We start from the raw sequence: 22500 nt of genomic DNA on the forward strand, positions 1-22500 counted from the left end.
CCGCCCACCTCACCTCGCGGCAGTGCCGCCCGGGCGCGGAATGACGTCATACGCGAAGCCAATGCGGGGAGATAGAGGATCCCTGAAATTCGCGATGAACCAAAAAAAAAGGGCCCCCAAGGGGCCCAATCGCACTCCAAAAAGGAATTAGCTGCTCTTGGTGAACTCCGGGTATGCCTCCATACCGCATTCGGCGATGTCGCTGCCTTCGTATTCGTCTTCCTCGGAGACGCGCAGTCCCATGACGAGTTTGATGACAGTGAAGACCACCAGCGAGGTCACAAACACCCAACCGAAGATCGTGAGGGCACCGATGATCTGACCGCTGAAGCTGGCACCATCGTTGGTGACAGGCACCAACAGAAGACCGAGTAAACCGACTACACCATGAACCGAGATCGCACCAACGGGGTCGTCGATCTTCAGCTTGTCCAGCGTGACGATAGAGAACACCACCAGGATGCCACCGAGCCCACCGAACAAGGTGGCCTGCAAGGCGGACGGCGTATCAGGACCGGCAGTAATCGCAACCAGACCAGCAAGACAGCCGTTCAGCGCCATCGTCAGATCGGCTTTTCCAAACAGGGCTCGAGCAGTGATCAGAGCCAGAATACAACCACCGGCAGCGGCCGCATTGGTATTCATGAAGACGACCGCTACTGCGTTTGCGGACTCTACCGATGCAGTGGCGAGCACCGAACCGCCGTTGAATCCAAACCAGCCCAACCACAGGATGAAGGTACCCAGGGTCGCGAGTGGAAGATTGGCACCGGGAAATGCATTGATTTCACCGTTGGGACCATATTTTCCTTTTCGAGCACCCACCAGGATTACACCCGCGAGTGCAGCAGCGGCACCGGCCATGTGCACAATGCCCGATCCGGCAAAGTCGAGGAAGCCCAGCTCACCGAGGTTATAAGCGCCAAAGACGTCATTACCACCCCAGGTCCAGCTTCCCTCCATCGGGTAGATGAAACCCGTCATCACCACGGCAAAGGCGAGGAAGGCAAACAGCTTCATGCGCTCTGCAACGGCACCGGAGACAATCGACATGGCGGTAGCCACAAACACGACCTGAAAGAAGAAGTCAGCCGAAGGGGCGTAAGTTGCGGGCTCATCCGCTCCCGCGACGCCATCACCGGTAATCGTACTCAACAGGTAATCGCCGCCGTACATGATCGCGTAACCACAGACCATGTACATAGTGCATGCCACCGCAAACAGGGTGACGTTTTTAGTCAGGATCTCGACGGTATTCTTACTGCGTACCAGACCCGCCTCGAGCATGGCAAAACCTGCTGCCATCCACATAACCAACGCGCCGCACACCAGGAAGTAAAAGGTGTCGAGGGCGTACTGTAACTGAAAAATTTCGTTTTCCATCTCTGTTTCTCGCTCCTATTCTGGTGATTAGATCGCCGACTCGCCGGTTTCGCCGGTTCGAATACGTATGGCCTGCTCCAGTTCGGAGATAAAGATTTTTCCGTCACCGATCTTTCCGGTTTGGGCTGCCTTGGTGATGGCTTCGATGGTTTGTTCCACCATATCGCCCTTCACCGCGACTTCGATCTTGATCTTGGGCAGGAAATCGACGACGTATTCAGCGCCGCGATACAACTCGGTGTGGCCTTTCTGGCGACCAAACCCCTTCACCTCACTGACCGTGATGCCCTGGACGCCGATTTGCGACAGCGACTCACGAACATCGTCGAGCTTGAAGGGTTTGATGACTGCAGTAACTAGCTTCATTTTCTTCTCCGATCATTTAGGCCCTGCAGAGGGCGTTTTTGCTTCTGACCAACCATCAACAGCGGGGAACGACGATTGATGGGCCCTGGTGTTAATCCCTCACTCACGTGTCTCTGAGATCGGGTTCCCTCGCAGGATCTGGTGGATGGGGTGCCGAGTGTGTAACTACCGGACAAGGCCGTGAGAGGCCGTGTACCCGTAATAGTTGGTCGGGCACGCGTCGCCGCGTGCATCGACGCTGACCGCACTGGTGGGAGCAGTGGCGGACAGAGCAGCTGCTGGATTTACAGCGGCTGCGATAAGTGGCTCAGCGACATTCATTGTCAATCCTCTCAGGGAATTGTCGATATTCAGTGCGCGGCGCCGAAGCGCCCACACTGAGTGGAACGGACCTGTTCACCATTTAACTAGCCACTCGCGTACCACATCCCATTTTTTCCCGTTTTTTCAGTTGCTTGCGACTAGTTGGGTCCGCAAGTCAGGCGTCACCGACGCCTCTCCGCACCCAAATGGTGCCCGACATGCACCATTATTGGTCGCCTTTGATGTGGGCTGACCGGCCCAGGTGCGCTACATTGCATGACTCGGTAAGCAGGAGTGGCTGAATGAGCAATCAATACGATCAAAGCCAGGGCAGGCGCCCCGGACTAGGCGATCTCTTCGGTCGGGTGCTCGACCGGGACAACCCCGTCATAGAGCAACTCGATCGCAACGCCCGATCGCTGGCGCAAAGTGCCTTGGCAAAACTTGATGTCGTCAGTCGAGCCGAGTTTGATGCCCAGACCGAGGTGCTTCGCCGAACCCGGCAGCGCGTTGAAGAACTCGAGCAGACATTGGACGCGCTGACCGCGAGAGTCGAGAACAACCAGACCCCAACAGACTGAGGCGTCGAGGAGGCCAGCGGGCGCTAATCACGCCGCTGGCGATTATTTCCATACCGGTTCAGGGACGAACCATGACAACCGCAACCATATTCACCCGCGGCAGCGCCGGGCTGGCTGCGCCTGCTGTCGCCATTCAAGTACATATTACCAACGGTTTGCCGGCCTTCACTGTCGTCGGCCTGCCGGAGAGCACCGTGCGCGAATCCCGGGAGCGGGTACGCAGTGCACTGCTCAACTCTTTTTTCGAGTGGCCCGATACCCGCATTACCGTCAACCTCGCACCGGCAGACCTGCCCAAGGCCGGAGGCCGATACGATCTGCCCATCGCTCTGGGTCTGCTGGTTGCCTCCGGACAACTGGCCCAGACGGGACTGGAAAACTGGGAGTGCTTTGGCGAACTGGGACTCGATGGCAGCCTGCACCCCTGCACCGGGCTACTTGGCGGCATCATCGCGGCAACGTCAGCGCAGCGGCGGTGCCTTGTTCCATTGATACAGGCGCCACAGCTGGCGCGGGTGCCCAACAGCGTGATTGTGGGTGCCGTTGATTTATTGTCCGCGTGCGCACTGATACGAACCCCCTCCGCGCCGCCGGCGGCGCCATCAAGGGATTTGCAGGAGACCCGAGCTTATCCCGACCTGGCGGACGTACAGGGCCAGGGGTGTGCCCGACGCGCGATCGAGGTGGCAGCCGCTGGCGGTCATCACCTGCTGCTCAACGGACCTCCGGGGGCAGGCAAGAGCCTACTCGCCGCGTGCCTACCCGGGCTGCTCCCACCACCCCATCCGCGACAGCAATTGGAAATCATGCAAATCAGCGATTTGATGGGCGATCCCCCGCTGGCGATTCGCCCGTTTCGCGCTCCACATCATTCGGCGAGTCCGGCGGCCCTCATCGGCGGCGGGGCCAGCGCGCGGCCGGGCGAAGTCAGTCGCGCACATGGTGGCGTGTTGTTTCTTGACGAACTGGCTGAATTTCCGAGAGCCGTTCTGGACACGTTGAGGCAACCGCTGGAGAGCGGGCAGGTGCTCGTATCCAGGGTTCGCGGCCAGCACTGGTATCCGGCGAGCTTTCAACTCGTCGCGGCAATGAATCCGTGTCCCTGCGGCAATGCCGGTGCCAGCGGTGTCACTTGCCGCTGCGGGCAGGACACCATCCAGCGCTATCAGGCCAGGGTGTCTGGACCACTGCTCGATCGCATCGACCTCCACGTCACACTGCAGCGCCAGACTGCAGAAGACCTGCTGAACGCGAACAATATCAATGAATCGAGTAAACAGGTTGCCCGAAGAGTGTCTCTGGCGCGCGATCGCCAGATTGAACGGCAGGGAAGCCTTAATGCAGGCCTGGAAACAGCGAAACTGATGAGCACTACCGCACTGGACGCGGCGACACAGCGGTGGTTTGAACGGGCGGCGGACAGGCTCCACATGTCAGCCCGCGGGATTCACCGCTGCCTGCGGGTTGCCCGCACTATCGCCGACCTGGAGCGTGCGCCGACCGTAGAACAGTCGACGTTGTTGGAAGCGCTAAATTATCGTGCGATGCCCGTGGTCGGACACCGAGTGGGGGACTCGCTGTGAGGATCGAGCCCGGCTTCTACGCAGTGCGCACAACGACAGCGTGCGCACGACCATCACTGGCTCTCAGCGACCATGAAATCGACGGCAGCCCGAATTTCCTCGTCAGAGCAGTCCATACAACCGCCCTTGGCAATCATGCTTGAACCCGCGACGCCATTGATACCGCTGTCGTAAAGCGCTTCCATTCCCTTGGCAATCCGCGGCTCCCATGCGGCAACATCACCGAGCATGGGGGCTCCCGCAGCGCCAGTGGCGTGGCAGGCCATGCACGCCGAGTTGTATACCGCGTCTCCCGAGCGGGCACCGCTCTCAGCGACCGCCGCGCCCATGTCCTTGGCGGAGCACGCCTCATCGCCGGTCACACAGACCTTGCTGTACGGCTGGATACGCTCCTCGATCGCGGCGCGCTGCTCGTCGGAAAGGTCGACGGCCATCACCGTTAGTGGAATCAGGGCTGCCACGATTACAAATAAACGCTTCATTACTTTCTCCTGTTCGTTCAGGCGCCGGAGTATAGCCATTGCTGGGGCGTTGGAAAACTCGCCTTTGACGTCGTTTTGTCGCATCTGCCCCGCCCGCTCTGCTAAATTGTCAGCGAAAACTCTCATTTATCTTTCAAGACAGGCCACCGGAAACAAAAATGAAGCTCTATACCTACGACGCCGCACCCAACCCTGCCCGCCTCAAAATGTTTATCGATTACAAAGGTATTCACGTGGATACCGAAGTAATCGACATGATGAAGCTGGAACAGCAGAGCGAGGACTATGTGAAACTGGTTCCCGAGGCAACGGTACCGGCGCTGGTACTTGAGGATGGCACCGTTCTGACGGCCATCATTGCGATCGCGCAGTACCTCGAGTCCCTACACCCGGAGCGCCCCCTCATGGGCGTGACCCCCCGCGAGAAAGCCCTGGTCCTGAATTGGTGCCAACGGATCTTCAACACCACTTTTATGGGCGTCGCCGAAGTCTTTCGAAACAGTAATCCCAATTTTGAGAACCGGAGCTTGCCCGGCACGACCCCCTACCCGCAGATCCCGGCATTGGTCGAACGGGGCAAAGTAAGGCTCATTGATTCACTGCAACGAATTAATGCGGAGCTCGAGGACGGTCACTTCCTGACCGGCAGCAGTATCACCCTGGCCGACATCGATCTGTTGGCCGCGATTGAATTCGCAAAATGGGCCGCCAAGGTCACTCCGGACCCGGCACTTACCCGACTGGCGGACTGGCGCGCACGCACCGAGGATGCCCTCGGCCGCTGACACGCCCCAATCGATCGTGCAAAAGCTCATTCGGCTCCTGGCGCTGGGGCTGGTTCTTACCGCCTGCCAGAAGCCCAGCGATGGCCCGTCGAAGCTGGATCACTACCTGGATCGTCTCAGCGGCGCCATCGACAGCCCGATAGCCTCAACGCGACCGGGAGCACTACCTCGCCTCAACAGCGCCCCGTTAACACCTCTGGTGCTTCCCACCGCCGACCTGGGGGTGCTCGATTTTCTGTCGCTGTCCGATTGCGCGCTGCAGGTCAATCTCGCACGACGCAATAGCAGTCTCGGCCGCGTGGCCGGCGCGTCACAGCGCCTGCTGCTGGACCTTGAATTCCTGCGATTGGCACCCGCCTGCATTGATAAACTGAGAGACCGCGGCGATCCCGATCTGGCCCGGCAAATAGAGGCCGCTTTCACGACTCGACGCACCCACCTTCCCGCTGCAATCTATAACGCGGTGCTGGGGGGAAGCGAGTACCGTGATTTCTGGAAAATACCCGCAGTCCTGGGCAACTACCCCTTGAACACAGGTGGTGATTTGCCCGCTGCCTTGCAGGTAATCGACAACCAGAGCGCCGCCTGGTTGGCGGGTGATTACCGCGTCACGCCAACGCCCCATCTCGAAGATTTACTGGCGACACTGAGGTCGGGAGACGGTGGGACGCTACTGCTTGCCGCGAGCTACCAGCATGAGGCCCTCGCAGAGGCCAATCTTGCGCTGGGCGAAGCGTCGCCGCTGTGCCCCTTCGGCACCACCACACAGCGAGCATTAACGCTGCGAAACGTGGTCGCCAAATACTTTGCCGCGGACACGCAGCAATGGCTTGCCGAGCTGAGTCGTCGTGAAGTGAGTCTTATGCAGCCCTTGCGTGCGCTCGAAGCACGACTCAGCACCGTGCTCCCACGGGAATATACCGGCTGGCAACAGCAGCGCGATGCGCACCTCGCGAGCCTCAGACGAACCCCTCGAGCTCATGTTGAAGCGATTCAGGCGGTTTTTCGGGAGTGCCCCGGCTCAATCGCGGGCACTCAGGGCCAATAAGTACCATCCGTTGCAACTCCGGCGCTGTGCTCTGCTAGAATTCCGCCACTTTCTATCGCAAACCCGGAGTCCACCATGCAACGCTTGTCGCGAATTTCGATAATTCTGGCATCCCTTCTGATTGCCGCCTGCGCCAGCTCGCCCCCCAAGCCGGTCGTCGATTTCGACCCTCAGCATGATTTCAGCGACGAACGGAAAATTGCCTTTTACGCCCTGAGTGGGCAGAGCAGCGGCGAAAATCCGGTTAACCTGGCCGACTTTCAGAAAGAGCGGCTGAATACGGCGCTCAGGACTGCGCTTTCTGAAAAGGGCTTTACGATGGTCGACAGCGCCGCCGACGCCGACCTACTCATCAGCTGGCACCTGATTAGTGCCGAAAAAACCGATGTGAAAACCTACAACTCGCCCAATTACGGTATGTCCATGGGCTACAGTCGTTATAACCGTTATGCCATGTATAACTGCTACAGCTGCTTTGACAATACCGAAGTCAGGGTCAGCAATTACACCGAGGGAACCTTTATCGTCGACATGATCGAACCCGAGAAGCAGCGCTCCGTATGGCGAGCCGTGACCCAGTCGAAACTCAAGGGCGAGAACATCAATGATCAGGAAGTCCTGAACAACGCTGCCCGGGTCATACTGAACAATTTTCCGCCCATGACGGGGGAGTAAGGAACCGAAGCCGGGTGTAGTACCCAGGAACGCGTAACCATGGAGTCAAACCCAGACCAGAGAGTGTCGACTGATGCCTTGTTCATGCGTACGCAGCTGAACAATGAGTGGCACGCCCGACCCACCGCACAAATGGCCTCGCCCTTTCGCTGCAGTCATCAGGTTTTTCAGCGGCAGGGACCGTCCAGTCACGCCCGGGAGAACTTCGCGCGACTGTGCCAGAGTCACGGCCAGGCGTCACCCGTCGACGGCAGCCGACACCATCAGACCACCCTTGGCAGCGCACTGGTCAAATGGGAAGGCCATACGGATGCTGACAGTGTGACCTGCCTGGTTCCCGGTAACGCCGCGCCGTTGTTCAGCGAGCCCGCGTTTGGGCTTGCGCCCAAGCCACTGCGCTCTCTTTTTGGCGAGAAGCTTTTTTGCGGCATCAAAGTCGAGGTGTTGAAACAAACCGTTGGCGACATGGATATGGCGGTTATCCGCGGTAGCCTCGGGGCCGACAATCTGTACGGCGGGCCCGTTGCCGACGGCAAAGCCTCGCTCTGGTCCAGTTTTCTCCTTGATGCTGAGGGCTTTTCGCGCATTGTCATCGTCGACCATGAATTGCCCCCGGGGGCGATCGGTCGCCTCCTGCAGCGCGTTATCGAGGCCGATAGCTACCGCATGCAAGCCATGAGCGCTTTGCCGCTGGCACGGGAAACCATGGCTAATTTGAGCGCGCTGGAAGCCGAGCTTGAACCGTTGATGGAGTCGCTGGCCGCCGATCGCGACACCGTTGACCACGACGCCATGCTCAATCGCCTGTCGATGATGGCGGCCCAGACTGAACATCTCGCCGCCGCTACGAGTTACCGCTTTGGTGCGGCAAAAGCCTACTCCAGCATTGTCGAACAGCGATTGGAGGAATTGCGCGAAGAGCTCGTGCTTACCCAGCCGCGCTACTCGGTATTCTTATTGCGCTCGCTTCAGCCCGCCATGCGTACCTGCCTGGCAGCAGAGCGACGCATCGATCAGCTTGCCCAGCGGGTCTCGCGGGCCACCAGCCTGCTCAATTCGATGGTGGGTGTCAGGCAAACCCAGCAGACCAATCGCATGATCGAGAGTATGAGTCGCAATGCAGAAATGCAGGTCCGGCTGCAGGAAGCCGTTGAGGGCTTTTCCATCTTCGTCATCAGCTATTACTCACTGGGGCTGATCAATTACATGCTCACCGCTGCAAAAGCGCTGGGCTCGCCCCTGGATCCGAAGATAACTACCGGCATCATGACGCCCCTGGTGCTGGTTTCGGTCTGGGTGTTCGTGCATTGGGTACGACGACGCATCACCCAGAAGTCCGACTAGCGCTTCATTTTCCGTTTCAGGAGAAAGCCCAACGCTTTATCCGCCAGACGGCCATAAGGCGGGGCGAGATAGCGCATTCCCGAGAACGAAGCCTGGTAAAACACGGGTCGCAGTTTGGAACAGGCCAAAAAGCCGTCGTAGCCATGATAATGCCCCATGCCGCTGGCTCCGACGCCTCCAAACGGCAGATCGTGTTGCGCCACATGAAGCAAGGCATCATTGACGGTCACCCCGCCGGACATAATGCGATCGATGTAGTACTGCTGTTGTTTGGGTGCATTGCTAAACGGATAAAGCGCCAGCGGTCGATCCCGGGCGTTGACGTAATCCACGACCTCTTCCGGCGACTCGTAGTCCAGCACCATCAGTAACGGGCCAAAGGTCTCGCGCTTACGAATCTCCATGGCTTCGGTGGTGTCGAGCACCAACGTGACCGGGTATTTTCGCGGTCCCGGCTCGGGCGGCTGACCGGTACAGTTAATCACGGTCGCCCCGTGTAGCTCGGCATCGGCAACAGTGGCAGCGATACGCTCATAGGAGCGGTCATCGATCAGTGCGGTGTAATCCTGACTGAGGATATCCGGGATATGCTTTTCGGCCCATTGGGTGGCCAGACGCACAAAGGCATCGCGCTGCGACCGATGCACAAAGACGTAATCAACATTGGTGCATATCTGGCCGGCATTCAGCTGCTTGACGTAGAGGATTCGCTCCACCGCTTTTTCAAGGGGATAGTCGGGGTCAATAACCGCCGGCGCCTTGCCCCCCAGCTCGAGAATAACCGGGGTCAGGTTAGCGGCTGCAGAGGCCATTACCTTGCGCCCCGTCGTGCCCGAGCCCGTAAACATCAGCAGGTCGAGCGGTAGCCGACTGAACATCTCACCAACACCGCCGGTCTCGGCGAAAAACGCCAGTTTGTCGCGACCGAAATAACGCGGTGTCAGATTCACCAGTAGCGCTGTGAGCCGGCTCGAGTGCTCTGACATTTTCACCATCGCGCGGTTGCCGGCAGCAAATACGGACGCCAGCTGGCAAAAGGCGAGGTTTAAGGGGAAGTTCCAGGGAATGATCAGGCCCACCACGCCCAGAGGTTGCGGAATGACCCGGTTTTTTGCGCCGGGGAACAGCAATTTGTCGACGGACCGACTCTGGGTTTTCATCCAGGCTTTTAACTGCCGACGTGCACTCAGTAGCGTATCGAGCGAGGTAATCACCTCGGTAAACAGGGTCTCATTCCGGGATCGGCCGCCATAGTCGGCATCGATCGCTGCGACGATGGCATCCACATTCTCGCTGATCATCCGATGCAGTGTGGTCAGGTCGCGATAGCGAGTGGCGGTGTCCGGCACCGGGTCGGCACGATAGGCGACTCGCTGCTCCTCAAGGACAGCAGACAGCGTTTCGTTCACACTCGATGACAGATCGATGCTGCCCGTTACATTCGCTTCTGTGACGTCTACCGGGCTCACCGGATCCTCCAGGGTTCGCTGTTTGGGTTCTTGCGCGGGAAGTATGACGGAGCCGAAGGGGCGTCTCCAAACCCGATACGCTTGTGCCAAAACCCAGAGGCTTTTACTCTCACACTCCCCGACACCCGATCTCAGTATTGTCCATGGATATTCTGCGCGCCCCCGCACTACCCAGCCTCTGCCCTCACGACCGTGTGAGTCGACCTTTGACCATCGCGCTTTACCAGATGCGCTGGTACCCGGATCCCGAAGCGCACAAACGGCGAATCGAAGAGGGGGTGGCCGCTGCCGCCATGGCAGGCGCACAAATCGTGTTCCTGCCCGAGCTGACATTGTCCCGGTATCCGGCCGATACCCTGCCCGAGGGACGCGCGGATACGACCGCCGAACCCCTGGCCGATGGTCCCACGTTCCTGTTCGCCGCGGAACTCGCCAAGCGCTATGACCTGCATGTGCACGCCTCCTTATTCCAACTGAGTGGCGCCGACGATGGCCGGGGACTCAATACTGCGATTGTGGTCTCTCCCAACGGGGAACTGATTGCCCACACCCATAAATTGCATATTCCCGTCACCACCGGCTACTACGAAGATCATTACTTCGCACCGGGACCCAATGAGGCGCCCTACCCCGTGCACCACATGGCGTTTGACAGCGGCGACGCCGCCCTGGGTTTACCCACCTGCTGGGACGAATGGTTTCCCGAAGTGGCGCGCAATTATGCGCTGCGCGGGGCTGAGATGCTCGCCTACCCCACCGCCATAGGTTCCGAGCCGGACTTCCCCGACTTCGACACCGAGCCGCTCTGGCGCCAGACCATCGTCGGTCACGCCATCGCCAACGGCTTGTTTATTGCCGTACCCAATCGTTTCGGTGGCGAAGGCACCGTCGAATTCTATGGCAGTAGTTTTATCGTCGACCCCTTCGGTCGACTGTTGGCGCAGGCACCCAGGGACAAGGAGGTCACCCTGGTCGCCGACATCGATCTTGGTTGGCGTGAAGATTGGCTGACGCTATTTCCATTTCTGGCCACACGCCGTCCCGATACCTATGCCGCGCTTTGCGATGACGTCGCCAACCCGCGAACGCAGGGTGGCCACGGGGCCGCCGGCGGTATTGCCGGGATCAAACCACAATGAGTCGGTTCATGCCCCCCGAATGGGCGCCGCACACGGCGACCTGGATGAGCTTTCCCCAGGAGTCGTATCCGGGCACCGGAGTCAGCACTGCGGAGGCCCAGGCCGCCTGGTCCGCCGTCGCCAATACCATCGCCGAGCATGAACCGTTACACCTGCTGGTCAGCCCCGAGGACGCGGCGATCGCCGCCAAACTGGTCTCGGGGGCGATACACCGGCACGATTGTCCCCTCGACGATGCCTGGTTGCGCGATTCCGGACCCACCTTCGTCGAGGTCGACGGTGAACTGCGCGGTATCGATTGGAATTTTAATGGCTGGGGCGATCACACCGCCTTCGACTGGCAACGTGACAACGAACTGGCGGGTCGCATCTGCGCGATTGCCGGCATCGAACGCGAATCCAGCCCGCTGACCAATGAAGGAGGCGGTATTCACGTTGATGGTACCGGTCGAGTACTGCTGACTGAAACGGTGCAACGTGATGAAGGGCGCAATCCCGGCTGGTCCCGGGAGGATGTCGAGGAGGAAGTTCATCAGCGACTGGGGACCGATCACGCCCTTTGGCTGCCGCGAGGCCTGTATCGCGATTACTTTGACCACGGCACCCGCGGCCACGTGGATATCGTCGCCTGCTTCACACCCGCTGGGCAGGTGCTGTTGCACTGGCAGACCGATACCGCACACCCCGATGCCAAAATCTGCCGAGAGGTGCGCGATGCTCTTGAACAAGCGGACTTAACCGTGGTCGAGCTGCCGGCACCCAAAACCCTGCGCGATAATATCAACTGGGTGGATTACAGCTACATCAACCATTACGTCTGCAACGGCGCCGTGATCTGTCCGAGCTTCGATGACCCCAATGACGGAGCAGTACAGGAGATATTGTCTGAGATTTATCCCGGTCGAGAGATCCGACCCGTAGACGCCCGAGTAATATTCGCCATGGGTGGCGGCATCCACTGCATCACCCAGCAACAACCGGCCCCGTCTGCCTCCTGCTAACATAGGACAACATGTTTACTTACCTCAATCCTGAAGTCCGTCGGCAGCTCATCGACGATGGCAAGCTCGTCCGTATCGACAGCGCCGGACATCCGGTGGCGGTCGATGCCCCCCTTGCCGAAGGGCAGCGTGCGCTCAATGTGCTGGGGCCCATCCCATTGCCGCTGAGCAGGGGCACAGAGCAGCCGGTAGCGAGCTGGTATGCCGCCGTGCGCAGCACCGAGCTCAGCGAAGTGGAGTCACTGGCGAGCACGCTCCGCGAGCGCGGCGGCCAGCATTTGTTTTCGGAGCTGGTCTCGAGCATCGCGGTCAACAGTGTCTTGGTCATCGGTGAACCGGAAAAAAGTGAAGCGCCGCTGGTGCGGGTCCACTCAAGCTGTCTGACCGGCGATGTGTTCGGCTCCCGTCGCTGCGAATGCGGACCCCAGCTCGAGGCGGCCATCGATCGGATAGCCACCGATGAGCAGGGGGGCTACCTGATTTACATGGCCGGTCATGAAGGCCGCGGTATCGGCCTGTGGGCAAAGGCGGCAACGTATCTGCTGCAGGACGCCGGCGAGGACACCTATCAGGCCAATCGATCGCTGGGGCTGCCTGATGACTCCAGGGATTTTTCTGACGCGGCTACCCTACTGCACTACTTTGGCGCCGGCCGGAAACTGCGGTTAATGACCAACAATCCGAAAAAAATCGAAGACCTCAGAGCCTTTGGTGTGCCCAATCTTGAGCGGGTCAAACATGTATCCGGCGTCGATGACTGTAATCTCCGCTACCTGCAGGCCAAACGCCAGTGGGGACACCGAATCGACGAGGAAGATCTCTCGAATCCCTAGCTCAACCACTCGGGCAATGGCTGATCGCCCAGTGACAGCTCGAGGGTATTGTCTGTCGCCTGATAGTTGTGACCGACCATCTCATCGTAGGGGCTGCGCTGGCGCAAAATCATCTCGCAACTCGCGACTGACTTGAGCTGGCGCTTCATGTCGAGCAGGTTGCGCGTTTTCAGGATAGAACCGTCGTTTTTGCTGATAACCCGTTCTTCTCCAGCAATTGATGCACTGGCGATATAGAGCGACAGATCGACCGATTCGATAATCAGCTTGTCGATGGCGTCCGGGGCTTTTCCCAGTTCACGCAGTGAGATTTTCATGGCACGTCCATTGTCTGAACCGTTGTTACGCGGTTATGAATTTAGCGGTTTTGTCGATCCCGATAGCGTTTGAGCGCCGCGGTATATCGCGGTAAGCCCTTATAAACGGCCAGCTCCTCCGGGGTATTGTCGATCGCCGCAAATAACTCGCCGAAGCCTTCGGGAAAATCATCGAGCGGGGTCATATAGATGCGTATCGTGAACGCGACGGCGTTGGACCGGGGTAACCGCCGCAGGGTCTGCCGCTCGGCGCGGTAAAACAGGGGGGCATCCTCCGGCACAGCATCGCGGTCATACCTGGAATCGGCGAAAAGCTCCGGCGGACACTGTATCGACCAGTTGTGACGCTCCACCGGATTGTCCGGATGGATGCGATCAAAGAAGCGATCAATTTTGGGGCTGAGCGTATCGTGAACTCGGGGAATCGGATCGTGCACCCGGCGGATGGGCTTGCCAATCTTCTCGGGCAACTTCCAGTGGCTGGGACTGCAAAGACTCGCCGCCACCAAACGATAGCCCTCGTCATCTCCGGGCAACATGATGATCAGGTCATCGGGCACCTGCAGGGATGCACGCCACAACCGCTCTTCGGCTGCAATACCACCGCTTGCGAGCGCTGCACCGTCCACCTCAGGCAGGTCCGCGATCATCGCCGACAACTCCTGCGCCGCGTCCAGCGCCTCTGGAAGCACGCGATAGACCCTGTCACCACGCAGCTCCCGCTGCTCAAGCTTGTGTGCTTTCCAGGCGGCAACATCGGTATCAAAATCGATCCATTGGTCGCCCATGGGCACCATGCCCATGGACAGCTCCTGAGACCCACGCCGATGCGGCTGGAAAGGTGGCTCACCGTCTTTTGTGACAAAAAATGGACGCATGGCATCAGCTCCCACGTTGAACCGATCATAATGGCAGCATGTCTGTGCCCGACCAAATTGATCTCCGGATATGCGACAGCCCTGTCGACGTGTTGCCCAGATTTAGTGGGGTTTATCGCTTCTTTGCTGGCGGTGGAGAGCTACTTTATATCGGTAAAAGCGTCGACATACACGCGCGCGTCGTGTCTCACTTTCACGCCGGCAGCAAGCCCGGCAGGCATCAGCGCATCATGTCGCAGGTCGCCCGCATCGATTGCGAACCCACCGCCGGGGAGTTCGGTGCATTGCTTCTGGAAAACGCTGCGATCAAGGCGGAGACCCCGCTCTACAACCGACGCCAGCGACAGCAACGGCAATTGTGGACGATTGAGTTAAATCGCGACACGACGGGGTTTCTGAAACCCACTGCCCGTGATTTCGCGCCCTCTGGTGCTCGCACGCACGATAGCTACGGCCTTTTTCACAACAAGAAACATATCGATTCCACCCTGCGCCGGCACGCCCGTGACCAGGGGCTGTGTTTGCTGATGCTGGGTCTGGAGAAAGGCCGCGCGCCCTGCTTTCATTATCAGTTGAAGCGATGCGATGGCGCCTGCGCCGGAGATGAGACCGCCGAGGAGCACAACGCCCGTCTGCTTTCGGCGCTGGATGGCGATCGCATTGCCGCCTGGCCCTTCCCCGGACCATTGCTGCTGCGCGAACACACCCTGCACCCCGTCGATCCCCAGCCGCCCGAACAGTTCTATTGGGTGAATCACTGGGTGTATCACGGTCATTTCAATTCCATCAACTCCGCCCAGCGGGCGGCCGACACCGAGTCCCGGCGTCGCTTTGACCGGGATAGCTACCATCTGATCATGAAAGCGCTGGTCCGCGGGCAGGTAGAGGTTCTGGGCCTTGACGGAAAGCCGGTCAGTAACCCCCTGCTGGGAGTGGGGAGACGGCGTGAGCGTTAACATCGTGTGGTTCAAGCGGGACCTTCGCCTGGAAGACAACGCCGCCTTGTCCGCCGCAATCGATGCCAACAAACCCCTGCTGCTTCTTTATCTGGTGGAACCCCGGTTGCTCCGGGACCCCCACTATCGACGCCGGCACTGGCACTTTATTGCCCAATCACTCCGCGATCTTTCGAGTCGCCTGTCCCCTCACGACACCCTTTTGCATGTCCTCGAGGCCGACGCCGAGGAGGTGTTCCCGCGGTTACACCGCACGCTCGGCATCGCCACCATATACAGCCACGAGGAAACGGGGCTCGAGGTGACCTACGCGCGGGATCGCTGGGTATCGGAGTTTGCACAAAGCCAGGATATCGACTGGCTCGAGTACCCCACCAATGGCGTGCAACGGGGTCGCCGCAATCGCAAAGGCTGGAGCCGCGCCTGGCATCAGCAGATGTCTGCCCAGCCGGACTCGCCGCGGCTGAATGCACTCCCCGGTCGAACCCCGGCGCTGCCAGAGGCGCTCAGCGGTAGGGTGTGCCGTCGCCTGGCCCAATGGGAAACCACGCATCCACAGTTCCAGCGCGGTGGTGAACGTCGCGCCCACGAGACCTTGAATTCCTTTCTTGAAGGTCGCGTTGCCGGCTACCAGCGCGGCATCTCTAAACCAGCGGCAAGTCGCAACTCCTGCTCACGACTTTCACCCTACATCGCCTGGGGCAACCTGAGTATTCGTCAGGTTTATCAGGCGTTACAGCAGGCCCGTGAAAAGGGGCAGTGGCGGCGGCAACTGGCCGCCTTTGAATCGCGCCTGCATTGGCATTGTCACTTCATCCAGAAATTCGAGATGGAGTGCCGAATGGAGTTCGAGCCGATCAATCGCGGGTATATACCCCACCGAACCGAAGCCGATCCCGAGCTTGTCCGGGCCTGGTGCGAGGGTCGCACCGGTTACCCGCTGATCGATGCCGCCATGCGCTGTCTGATAGCAACCGGCTATATCAATTTTCGTTCAAGAGCGATGCTCACCAGCTTTCTTTGCCATTACCTGGCACAGGACTGGCGGCAGGGCGCGGCCTGGCTCGGTTCACTGTTTCTCGACTTTGAGCCCGGTATTCATTACGCCCAGATGCAAATGCAGGCCGGGGTCACGGGCATTAACACCATTCGCATCTACAACCCCGTCAAGCAATCGATGGACCACGACCCCGACGGCGATTTCATTGCCCAGTGGGTGCCAGAATTAGCGGGGCTACCGGCACCCCTGCGTCACCAGCCCTGGGAGATGTCAGCAATGGAGCGCATGCTCTATAGCTGCGACTATCCGGACCCTGTTGTCTCCCCCGAATCGAGCTATCGCGAGGCTAGGGATCGGCTCTGGTCGCTGAAAAAAGACCCGACCATCGCCCGCGAACGGGCCCGTATTCTGAGCCGGCATGTGGAGCGCCGGTCGAGTTTTGCATCCGGAGCCTGAGCTGCGATCAATGCCGTTCTGGCGCTACTCCGCCGCGGTTTCTCTGGCAAAGGTCTCACCAAAAAAGTCGCCGTCGTTCCACCGTGGCCGCGATGGCTGGTTGGCAAGCTCAAGGGCAATGCGCGCATTAACCCGTGTAAAGGTAACCGCCGCATCCCATTTGATCGGCAGCCTCATATCATCACTAACCTGATGATAATGATGCTTGCGAAAATCCTTATCCACTTCCAAGGCATCGACGGATGGGTCTCGCGCCTTGATGCCCCCTTTAACAAAAACCGCGGGGATACCCTGTTTTACAAACGCATAGTGATCAGATCGCGTGAAATAACCCTGCTCGGGCCAGGGGTCTGGCGTGAGCTCAAGGGACTCCGCCGCCGCGGCGCGAGATACGGTCCCTCCCATATCACTGTGGCCCGCGCCAAACGCGATGATGTCGGCAAACTCATACAAAAGAATCGGCATGTCCAGATTGACGTTGGCCACCATAGACTGGACCGGAACCGTTGGGTGCTCGGCGAAATAATAGGCCCCCAGCAGCCCTTTTTCCTCAGCGGTCATCGCTGCAAACACGACCGATCGTCGCGGCGCTACCTCCATTCCAGAAAATAGCCGGGCAACCTCAAGCATCGTAGCAATCCCCGATGCGTTATCGAGGGCGCCGTTAATAATCAGGTCCTCACCCGCCTCGCCCTGTTTCATGCCGATGGCATCCGAGTGGGCAGAAAACACCACGTACTCGTGTTTGAGCACCGGATCCGACCCTTCCAACAGGGCAACCACGTTGGGACTGGTCACCGCCTCATGCTGGCTTCCCTTTTCAAGCTGGAGCCGTCCCGGTATTGGGAACGGGACGAACCGCTCTTCGGTTTCCAACATGGCATAGAGGTCGTCGAGATCCTTTTCAGTGGCGACAAAGAGACTCGCGGCCACCGCAGGACTGGGCGTGATACTGCTCTGGATACGGGGCTTGGCATTGAACAGCGAACCGTCATCGTACAGCCATGTCATGCGGGCGCGTCCGACCCGTTCTCTGTATTTCTCGAAAGGGAATCGCTCCAGTGATTCGGGGGTGGTCAACGAAATGAAGCCAATCGCGCCTCGATCAGCGGCGTTCTTTACCTTTAGTTTGGAAAAGTGGGCACCCTGCTCACTCGGAAACCAGGCGGGCTTACCTTTGAACGCCACGACGCATTTGTCCTGAACATCGACGCCCTGGTAATCGTCGTAATCCAGCGGTTGGGCAACAATACCGTAGCCGACAAACACCATTTCGCAATCGAGGCTGGACGCGGTACGAACCAGACTGGCGCCCACGTAATAATCATCCAGGAAGGTGAGCTCCCGCTCCTCGCCGGGGGTGTTCAGTACCGCCCTGAGTGAATCGGTTTTTAGGCGCGAGCGGCGAAAATCAATTCGCTGGAGATACCCGTCAGTGCCCGCGGGCTGAAGTCCCAACTTGCGAAACTCGGTGGCAATATAGAGCGAGGCGCGCTCATGACCCGGCGTTCCCGCCTCGCGACCCTCGAGCAGATCATCGGCAAGAAACGCCGTATGGGCGACCAGTCGATCCGGGTCGGGATGGAAATCAACCGTGAGTTGCTCTTCAGAGGCGTTTACCGCCACGCCGCAAAAAACTGCGGCGCAACAGAAACTAATTATCCAGCGCTGAGTATGCTGCCCTGTCATGATGTGACTCCTCTTTGAACACGCAATAGTTTTGATGGATGGATGCTATCCCACTGCATCAGCGGGCATCAATTTTGGCAGGGCGCACCTGGCACGCATTGAGCCCGTTGCACCAAGACAACGGGTAAGGCGCGGAAAGACGGGCGCTACCACGCACGCAGGCCTTAAAACGGGCAACACTAGCCGCCGCGACCGCGATCCTACGCCATGCGGTAGTGAGCTGCAGCCTCTGCTATCCTTTTCCCACTATTGAGGAGAATTTACATGCTGGTCATTCTGTGGATCGTAGGCGCGCTGATTGCTCTGGTGGTGGTCGCGCTGTTTCTACTTCCGGTATTCATCGATACCAACGAGCTGGTTGCGCTGGCGGACGAGATGGTCGGAGAGGCCACCGGCGGAGAGCTCCGGGTGTTGGGTGAGGCGGATTTCTCAGTATTCCCGCGTCTGTCCTTGAATCTGGGCGAGGCGACGCTAACAATCCCGCCCGCGGATGACACCGAGTCTCGGATTGAAGCGAAGATCACTCAACTCGATTTCGGTTTGGCCATCCTGCCGCTCCTCACCGGGCGAACCGAAGTCGATGCGATGAACTTATCGGGCGTCAATGTGACCATTACCGAGGCGGTGGCCACCCCCGAAATACCGGTACCCGATGATCTGGAGGACTTATCCGACCGCGAGTGGGAGCAACTCGGCAGAGCACTGCGAAAGGAGCGGGAAGCGAAGCGCAAAGAAATGACCGGAGCGACGGTTGTTTCATCAGGCTTGGTCGTTGCGGTCGATGCCGTGGTACTCGAGGACGTATCGCTAACCCTGCTGGATTCATCGGGTAAGGAAACCCTGAATGTCGCAATCCCGCTATTCAAGGTCAGTGACGTCAATACCGAGGAGCGCCCAATCACCATTGACGGGCGCGCGCGGCTGCAAAGTCCTGACGCGACGCCTATTAATCTCTCGATCGATGGCGATGTGCGTGTTGCAAGCAACCTCACCGACATTAAAGTCATCGCTGTCAATACACGGCTAACCGGTGTGCTCAGCGGTCCGATCGACAGCACGCTCAGCGGTGCGGTAACACTGCTGCCACTACACGCGGACTTTGATCTCACCACGGCCTTGCCCGGCGGATCGGTTTCGGGCGACCTCACCTTCGCCGCGCTGGAAAGCCCGCAGATCCTCGTCAGTTTTGAGAGTGAATCCCTTAATTTGGATCAACTAACGCCCCCGGCAAGTAGTGCCTCGGGGAAAGCTACCCCGGTCACGGAAACCGAGGCTGACAGCAGCAGTGAATCCGCGCCCGAAGGAGCAAAACCCAGTACCGCCGGAAGTACAGCGGCGGCGTCATCCCCAGCCACCCCGGCCCCACCCGTTCCATTGCCGGTGGGCCCGCTGCGCGCCCTTGATCTGGACTTATCCCTCGGTGCCAATGAGTTAATCGCGGGCGGACAAACCATCACCGGGGCATTGCTGAAACTGCGGGTACTCGATGGGATTGCTGACTTTTCGCAAATTCAGGGTGTTTTACACGGAGGGCAACTGAACACTGAAATGGTCATCAACGCCCGACGCGCCGAGGTGGAGGCCAGTATCGAAGGGGGCCTGGGCGGGTTTCAGATCGAAAGCCTGCTCGCCTCCCTCGATCAGACCGACACTGCCCGCGGCCGTGTGGATATGAAATGGGAGGTCGAGACCGCGGGTCAGACGGCGCAAGCGCTGCAGGTGGGACTCGATGGTGACCTGACCGTCGAGGGCAGCAATGTGGTGGTGGAAAAGGTCTCGGTGCAGGGCGTGATGTGTTCGGCGGCCGCACTGATCAATCAGGACCAGCTAAGCCATGATTTTGGTACCGAAACTGCCCTCGATACCGTCCTGGTTGAAGTGGAGTTCGATGACGGCTATGCCGAGATCGACCCTGTCAAACTCACCACCGCAGGGGTTTCCATGACCGGTGAGGGTCGTATTGTACTGGCAAACCTTGATCTGGAATTGGAATTGGGCGCCAAGCTCTACGAAGCGCTCGCCGAGCAGGATGAAGCCTGCAGGATCCGTGAGGGGTATGAAACCATAAAGTGGCCGGTCAGCTGCGAGGGTAATCTGAAGGGCGATCCTGCCTCCTGGTGCGGCCTGGACACCGATTCGCTGGCGGAGCAGGTGATACGCAATGAAGCCAAGTCACAATTGCGCAAGCAAACCGAAAAAATTGGCAGCGAAATCGGCGAAAAGGCCGGCGATGTTCTGAAGGGTTTGTTCGGAGACTGATCGATGAAGCCCTGCGGCATGACGCGCCGACAGCTCATCGCGGGCTCGGCGGCCCTCTGTCTACCGATTCCTGACTCCGGCTTCGCACAGGGTGTGCTGGACCCGCAAAGCCTGAGCGCGCAGGCGCTCGGTTACTCGCCAGACCATACCCAGGTCGACACTAAGGCGTGGCCCAAAAAAGCGTCGGCAAATGGCGATAAGCAGCGCTGTCGTTCCTGTGCACTGTTCAAGAAAGGGGAATCGGAGGTGGGCCGCTGCGATATTTTTTGGGGCCGTGAAGTTCCCGACAACGGCTGGTGTAATGCCTGGACCAAGCGCTAACAGAACCGCGCCCACCACAAAACGGGTACTGTTGAATGCCCCCTCCAGGAGTTGAGCCACGACATGACCACCACGTCTTTTCGATTTGATAACAGCTACGCGGCTCTGGGCTCGCCCTATTCCAGCGCCCAGCCACCCACGCCCGTCGCTCAACCCGATTGGATCGCATGGAACGCGCCACTGGCGAAAGAACTTGGCTGGTCAGGTGGAGACGTTCCCGGTGACGATGCACTGTCGGCATTATCAGGCAATACCCTGTTACCGGGCTCTGAACCCGTCGCTACCGTTTACGCCGGGCATCAATTCGGCAGCTACAATCCTCAATTGGGGGACGGTCGTGCCATCCTGCTCGGCGAGTGCCTGACCCCCGCGGGAGCGCGTTTTGACCTGCAATTGAAAGGCGCGGGAACCACACCCTATTCAAGAGGTGGCGATGGGCGATCGCCGATTGGTCCGGTGGTACGTGAGTATCTGGTCAGCGAAGCAATGGCCGCGCTGGGGGTACCGACGACCCGAGCCCTGGCCGCCATCCGCACCGGCGAGCGGGTTTATCGACAGACCGCCGAATACGGCGCGGTCCTCACGCGAGTGGCCAGCAGTCACCTGCGCATTGGCACGATGCAGTACTTTGCGGTGAGCCAGCGCGGCGAAGGTCTCGAGGCGTTAGTGGACTACACAGTGCAGCGGCATTACGCCGATGCCATGGACGCCGCTAGCGAGCTCAACCCGGACCTGTCCGCCACCGAGTTGCTGTTAACCGTCGTCGGCCAGCGACTCGCCGGATTGGTGGCACAGTGGCAGGGCCTGGGTTTTATCCACGGCGTACTCAACACCGACAATATGCTGCTCTGCGGTGAGACCGTTGATTACGGGCCCTGTGCCTTTATGGACGCGTTCTCGCACAATCAGGTATTCAGCTCGATCGATACCCAGGGTCGCTATGCCTTTGCCAATCAGCCGCGCATCGTGCATTGGAATTACACCATGCTGGCCCAATCACTGCTGTCACTGTTGCCCGGCGAGCAGGACGAGGCCGTCGCCATTGCCCAACGCCTGGTGGATAGCTTCCCGGCGCAGTTCGACGAGGCCTATAACACGGTCCTCACTGCCAAGTTTGGGCTCGATCACATGCGTGAAGGTGATCGGGAATTGATCGATGGATTCTTCGCCCAACTCCAGCAGGATCAACTCGATTTCACCCTCAGCTTCCGCTGGCTTACCGAGGTGGCCGCCGGTGCGCTGGATGACAGCCTGATTCCCGAGGTGTTTGTACCCACCGCCGGGCTCAATGGCTGGCTGGGGCTGTGGCGACGCCGCTTCGTGGCCAATACCGGTGGTCGCAGCACGCATATCGAGGCAATGCAATCGAGCAACCCGGTCACCATTCCTCGGAATCATTTGGTAGCCGGCGCCATTGCCGCCGCGGAAAACGGCGATGACACCGCGCTTCTCGACCTGGAGGCACGCTGGAAACAGCCGTTTGCCTGGCGCGACGCCGATCTCGAGTACATTCGCCCTCCGGAGCCGGAGGAGCAGGTACTGCGCACATTTTGTGGCACCTGATTGCTTTAACAACGCTCGCAGCGGACGCGGGTGACTCGTATAATCCAGCTTTCTGATCTCGAGACTGCA

21 protein-coding genes are annotated in these 22500 nt (G+C 59.3%); 14 read left to right on the plus strand and 7 right to left on the minus strand.

Going from position 1 to position 22500, the window contains the following annotated elements; translation table 11 throughout:
* Window positions 1–147 precede the first annotated feature (147 nt).
* Together NOR51B_RS03255 and glnK are read right to left on the minus strand one after the other, a co-directional pair.
* Window positions 148–1383, minus strand: coding sequence for an ammonium transporter (locus tag NOR51B_RS03255; protein ID WP_009021245.1), 1236 nt, complete (start codon window positions 1381–1383; stop codon window positions 148–150).
* Window positions 1384–1410: 27 nt separating this feature from the next.
* The gene (gene glnK, locus NOR51B_RS03260; protein ID WP_009020280.1) at window positions 1411–1749 is read right to left on the minus strand and encodes a P-II family nitrogen regulator; all 339 of its coding nucleotides are present in this window, start codon (window positions 1747–1749) and stop codon (window positions 1411–1413) included.
* A 605-nt stretch (window positions 1750–2354) separates the two neighbouring features.
* Between glnK and NOR51B_RS03265 the strand changes: the two genes are divergently transcribed.
* Window positions 2355–2633, plus strand: a complete 279-nt coding sequence (locus tag NOR51B_RS03265) for an accessory factor UbiK family protein (protein WP_009019153.1) — start codon at window positions 2355–2357, stop codon at window positions 2631–2633.
* A 71-nt stretch (window positions 2634–2704) separates the two neighbouring features.
* The gene (locus NOR51B_RS03270; RefSeq protein ID WP_009019319.1) at window positions 2705–4216 is read left to right on the plus strand and encodes a YifB family Mg chelatase-like AAA ATPase; all 1512 of its coding nucleotides are present in this window, start codon (window positions 2705–2707) and stop codon (window positions 4214–4216) included.
* Between the two features lie 53 nt (window positions 4217–4269).
* On the opposite strand, the gene NOR51B_RS03275 is transcribed toward NOR51B_RS03270, so the two are convergent.
* Window positions 4270–4698, minus strand: a complete 429-nt coding sequence (locus tag NOR51B_RS03275; protein WP_040482291.1) for a c-type cytochrome — start codon at window positions 4696–4698, stop codon at window positions 4270–4272.
* A 158-nt stretch (window positions 4699–4856) separates the two neighbouring features.
* Between NOR51B_RS03275 and NOR51B_RS03280 the strand changes: the two genes are divergently transcribed.
* From NOR51B_RS03280 to NOR51B_RS03295, 4 genes are all read left to right on the plus strand, one after another.
* On the plus strand, window positions 4857–5483 hold the full coding sequence (locus tag NOR51B_RS03280) for a glutathione S-transferase family protein (RefSeq protein WP_009020510.1): 627 nt from the start codon (window positions 4857–4859) through the stop codon (window positions 5481–5483).
* Window positions 5484–5499: 16 nt separating this feature from the next.
* Window positions 5500–6531, plus strand: coding sequence for a DUF3080 family protein (locus NOR51B_RS03285; RefSeq protein ID WP_195891463.1), 1032 nt, complete (start codon window positions 5500–5502; stop codon window positions 6529–6531).
* A 75-nt stretch (window positions 6532–6606) separates the two neighbouring features.
* Window positions 6607–7206 (plus strand): DUF4136 domain-containing protein, encoded by a 600-nt coding sequence (locus NOR51B_RS03290; RefSeq protein WP_009019501.1) that lies wholly within the window; start codon window positions 6607–6609, stop codon window positions 7204–7206.
* Window positions 7207–7245: 39 nt separating this feature from the next.
* The gene (locus NOR51B_RS03295) at window positions 7246–8550 is read left to right on the plus strand and encodes a DUF3422 domain-containing protein (RefSeq protein ID WP_154647585.1); all 1305 of its coding nucleotides are present in this window, start codon (window positions 7246–7248) and stop codon (window positions 8548–8550) included.
* Here NOR51B_RS03295 and NOR51B_RS03300 read toward each other — a convergent pair.
* Window positions 8547–10019, minus strand: coding sequence for a coniferyl aldehyde dehydrogenase (locus NOR51B_RS03300; protein WP_009020194.1), 1473 nt, complete (start codon window positions 10017–10019; stop codon window positions 8547–8549). The two genes, NOR51B_RS03295 and NOR51B_RS03300, sit on opposite strands and share 4 nt — an antisense overlap.
* A gap of 143 nt (window positions 10020–10162) precedes the next feature.
* Between NOR51B_RS03300 and NOR51B_RS03305 the strand changes: the two genes are divergently transcribed.
* Genes NOR51B_RS03305 through NOR51B_RS03315 form a run of 3 tightly spaced genes read left to right on the plus strand, consistent with a single transcriptional unit; the run spans window position 10163 to window position 12992 of the window.
* The gene (locus NOR51B_RS03305) at window positions 10163–11158 is read left to right on the plus strand and encodes a carbon-nitrogen hydrolase (RefSeq protein WP_009018977.1); all 996 of its coding nucleotides are present in this window, start codon (window positions 10163–10165) and stop codon (window positions 11156–11158) included.
* A gap of 8 nt (window positions 11159–11166) precedes the next feature.
* The gene (locus NOR51B_RS03310; protein WP_009021188.1) at window positions 11167–12159 is read left to right on the plus strand and encodes an agmatine deiminase family protein; all 993 of its coding nucleotides are present in this window, start codon (window positions 11167–11169) and stop codon (window positions 12157–12159) included.
* A gap of 11 nt (window positions 12160–12170) precedes the next feature.
* On the plus strand, window positions 12171–12992 hold the full coding sequence (locus NOR51B_RS03315; RefSeq protein WP_009019508.1) for a GTP cyclohydrolase II: 822 nt from the start codon (window positions 12171–12173) through the stop codon (window positions 12990–12992).
* Here the strand turns inward: NOR51B_RS03315 and NOR51B_RS03320 are convergent.
* A complete protein-coding gene (locus NOR51B_RS03320; RefSeq protein ID WP_040481699.1) occupies window positions 12989–13309 on the minus strand; it encodes a DUF6482 family protein in 321 nt (106 codons plus the stop codon). The genes NOR51B_RS03315 and NOR51B_RS03320 overlap by 4 nt on opposite strands.
* Window positions 13310–13350: 41 nt before the next feature.
* Entirely contained in the window at window positions 13351–14187 is an 837-nt protein-coding gene (locus NOR51B_RS14800) for a heme-dependent oxidative N-demethylase family protein (RefSeq protein ID WP_081443881.1), read from the minus strand.
* 44 nt (window positions 14188–14231) lie between these two features.
* On the opposite strand from NOR51B_RS14800, the gene NOR51B_RS03330 reads away from it, so the two are divergent.
* Window positions 14232–15143, plus strand: a complete 912-nt coding sequence (locus tag NOR51B_RS03330) for a nucleotide excision repair endonuclease (RefSeq protein ID WP_230198389.1) — start codon at window positions 14232–14234, stop codon at window positions 15141–15143.
* Window positions 15133–16599, plus strand: coding sequence for an FAD-binding domain-containing protein (locus NOR51B_RS03335; RefSeq protein WP_040481705.1), 1467 nt, complete (start codon window positions 15133–15135; stop codon window positions 16597–16599). The genes NOR51B_RS03330 and NOR51B_RS03335 overlap by 11 nt, the downstream gene beginning before the upstream one ends.
* A 24-nt stretch (window positions 16600–16623) precedes the next feature.
* Here the strand turns inward: NOR51B_RS03335 and NOR51B_RS03340 are convergent, their stop codons facing one another.
* A complete protein-coding gene (locus NOR51B_RS03340) occupies window positions 16624–18288 on the minus strand; it encodes a M28 family metallopeptidase (RefSeq protein WP_081443882.1) in 1665 nt (554 codons plus the stop codon).
* 264 nt (window positions 18289–18552) lie between these two features.
* Here NOR51B_RS03340 and NOR51B_RS03345 point away from each other — a divergent pair, with 264 nt between their 5' ends.
* The 3 genes from NOR51B_RS03345 to NOR51B_RS03355 all read left to right on the plus strand — a co-directional run bounded on the left by NOR51B_RS03345 (window position 18553) and on the right by NOR51B_RS03355 (window position 22431).
* Window positions 18553–20547: an AsmA family protein gene (locus NOR51B_RS03345; protein ID WP_009019024.1), complete on the plus strand. Its 1995-nt coding sequence runs from the start codon at window positions 18553–18555 to the stop codon at window positions 20545–20547.
* Between the two features lie 3 nt (window positions 20548–20550).
* A complete protein-coding gene (locus NOR51B_RS03350) occupies window positions 20551–20868 on the plus strand; it encodes a high-potential iron-sulfur protein (RefSeq protein ID WP_009020525.1) in 318 nt (105 codons plus the stop codon).
* A gap of 63 nt (window positions 20869–20931) precedes the next feature.
* Window positions 20932–22431 (plus strand): protein adenylyltransferase SelO, encoded by a 1500-nt coding sequence (locus tag NOR51B_RS03355; protein ID WP_009020183.1) that lies wholly within the window; start codon window positions 20932–20934, stop codon window positions 22429–22431.
* Window positions 22432–22500 lie beyond the last annotated feature (69 nt).

The organism is Luminiphilus syltensis NOR5-1B (genome assembly GCF_000158175.1).
GTDB lineage: Bacteria > Pseudomonadota > Gammaproteobacteria > Pseudomonadales > Halieaceae > Luminiphilus > Luminiphilus syltensis.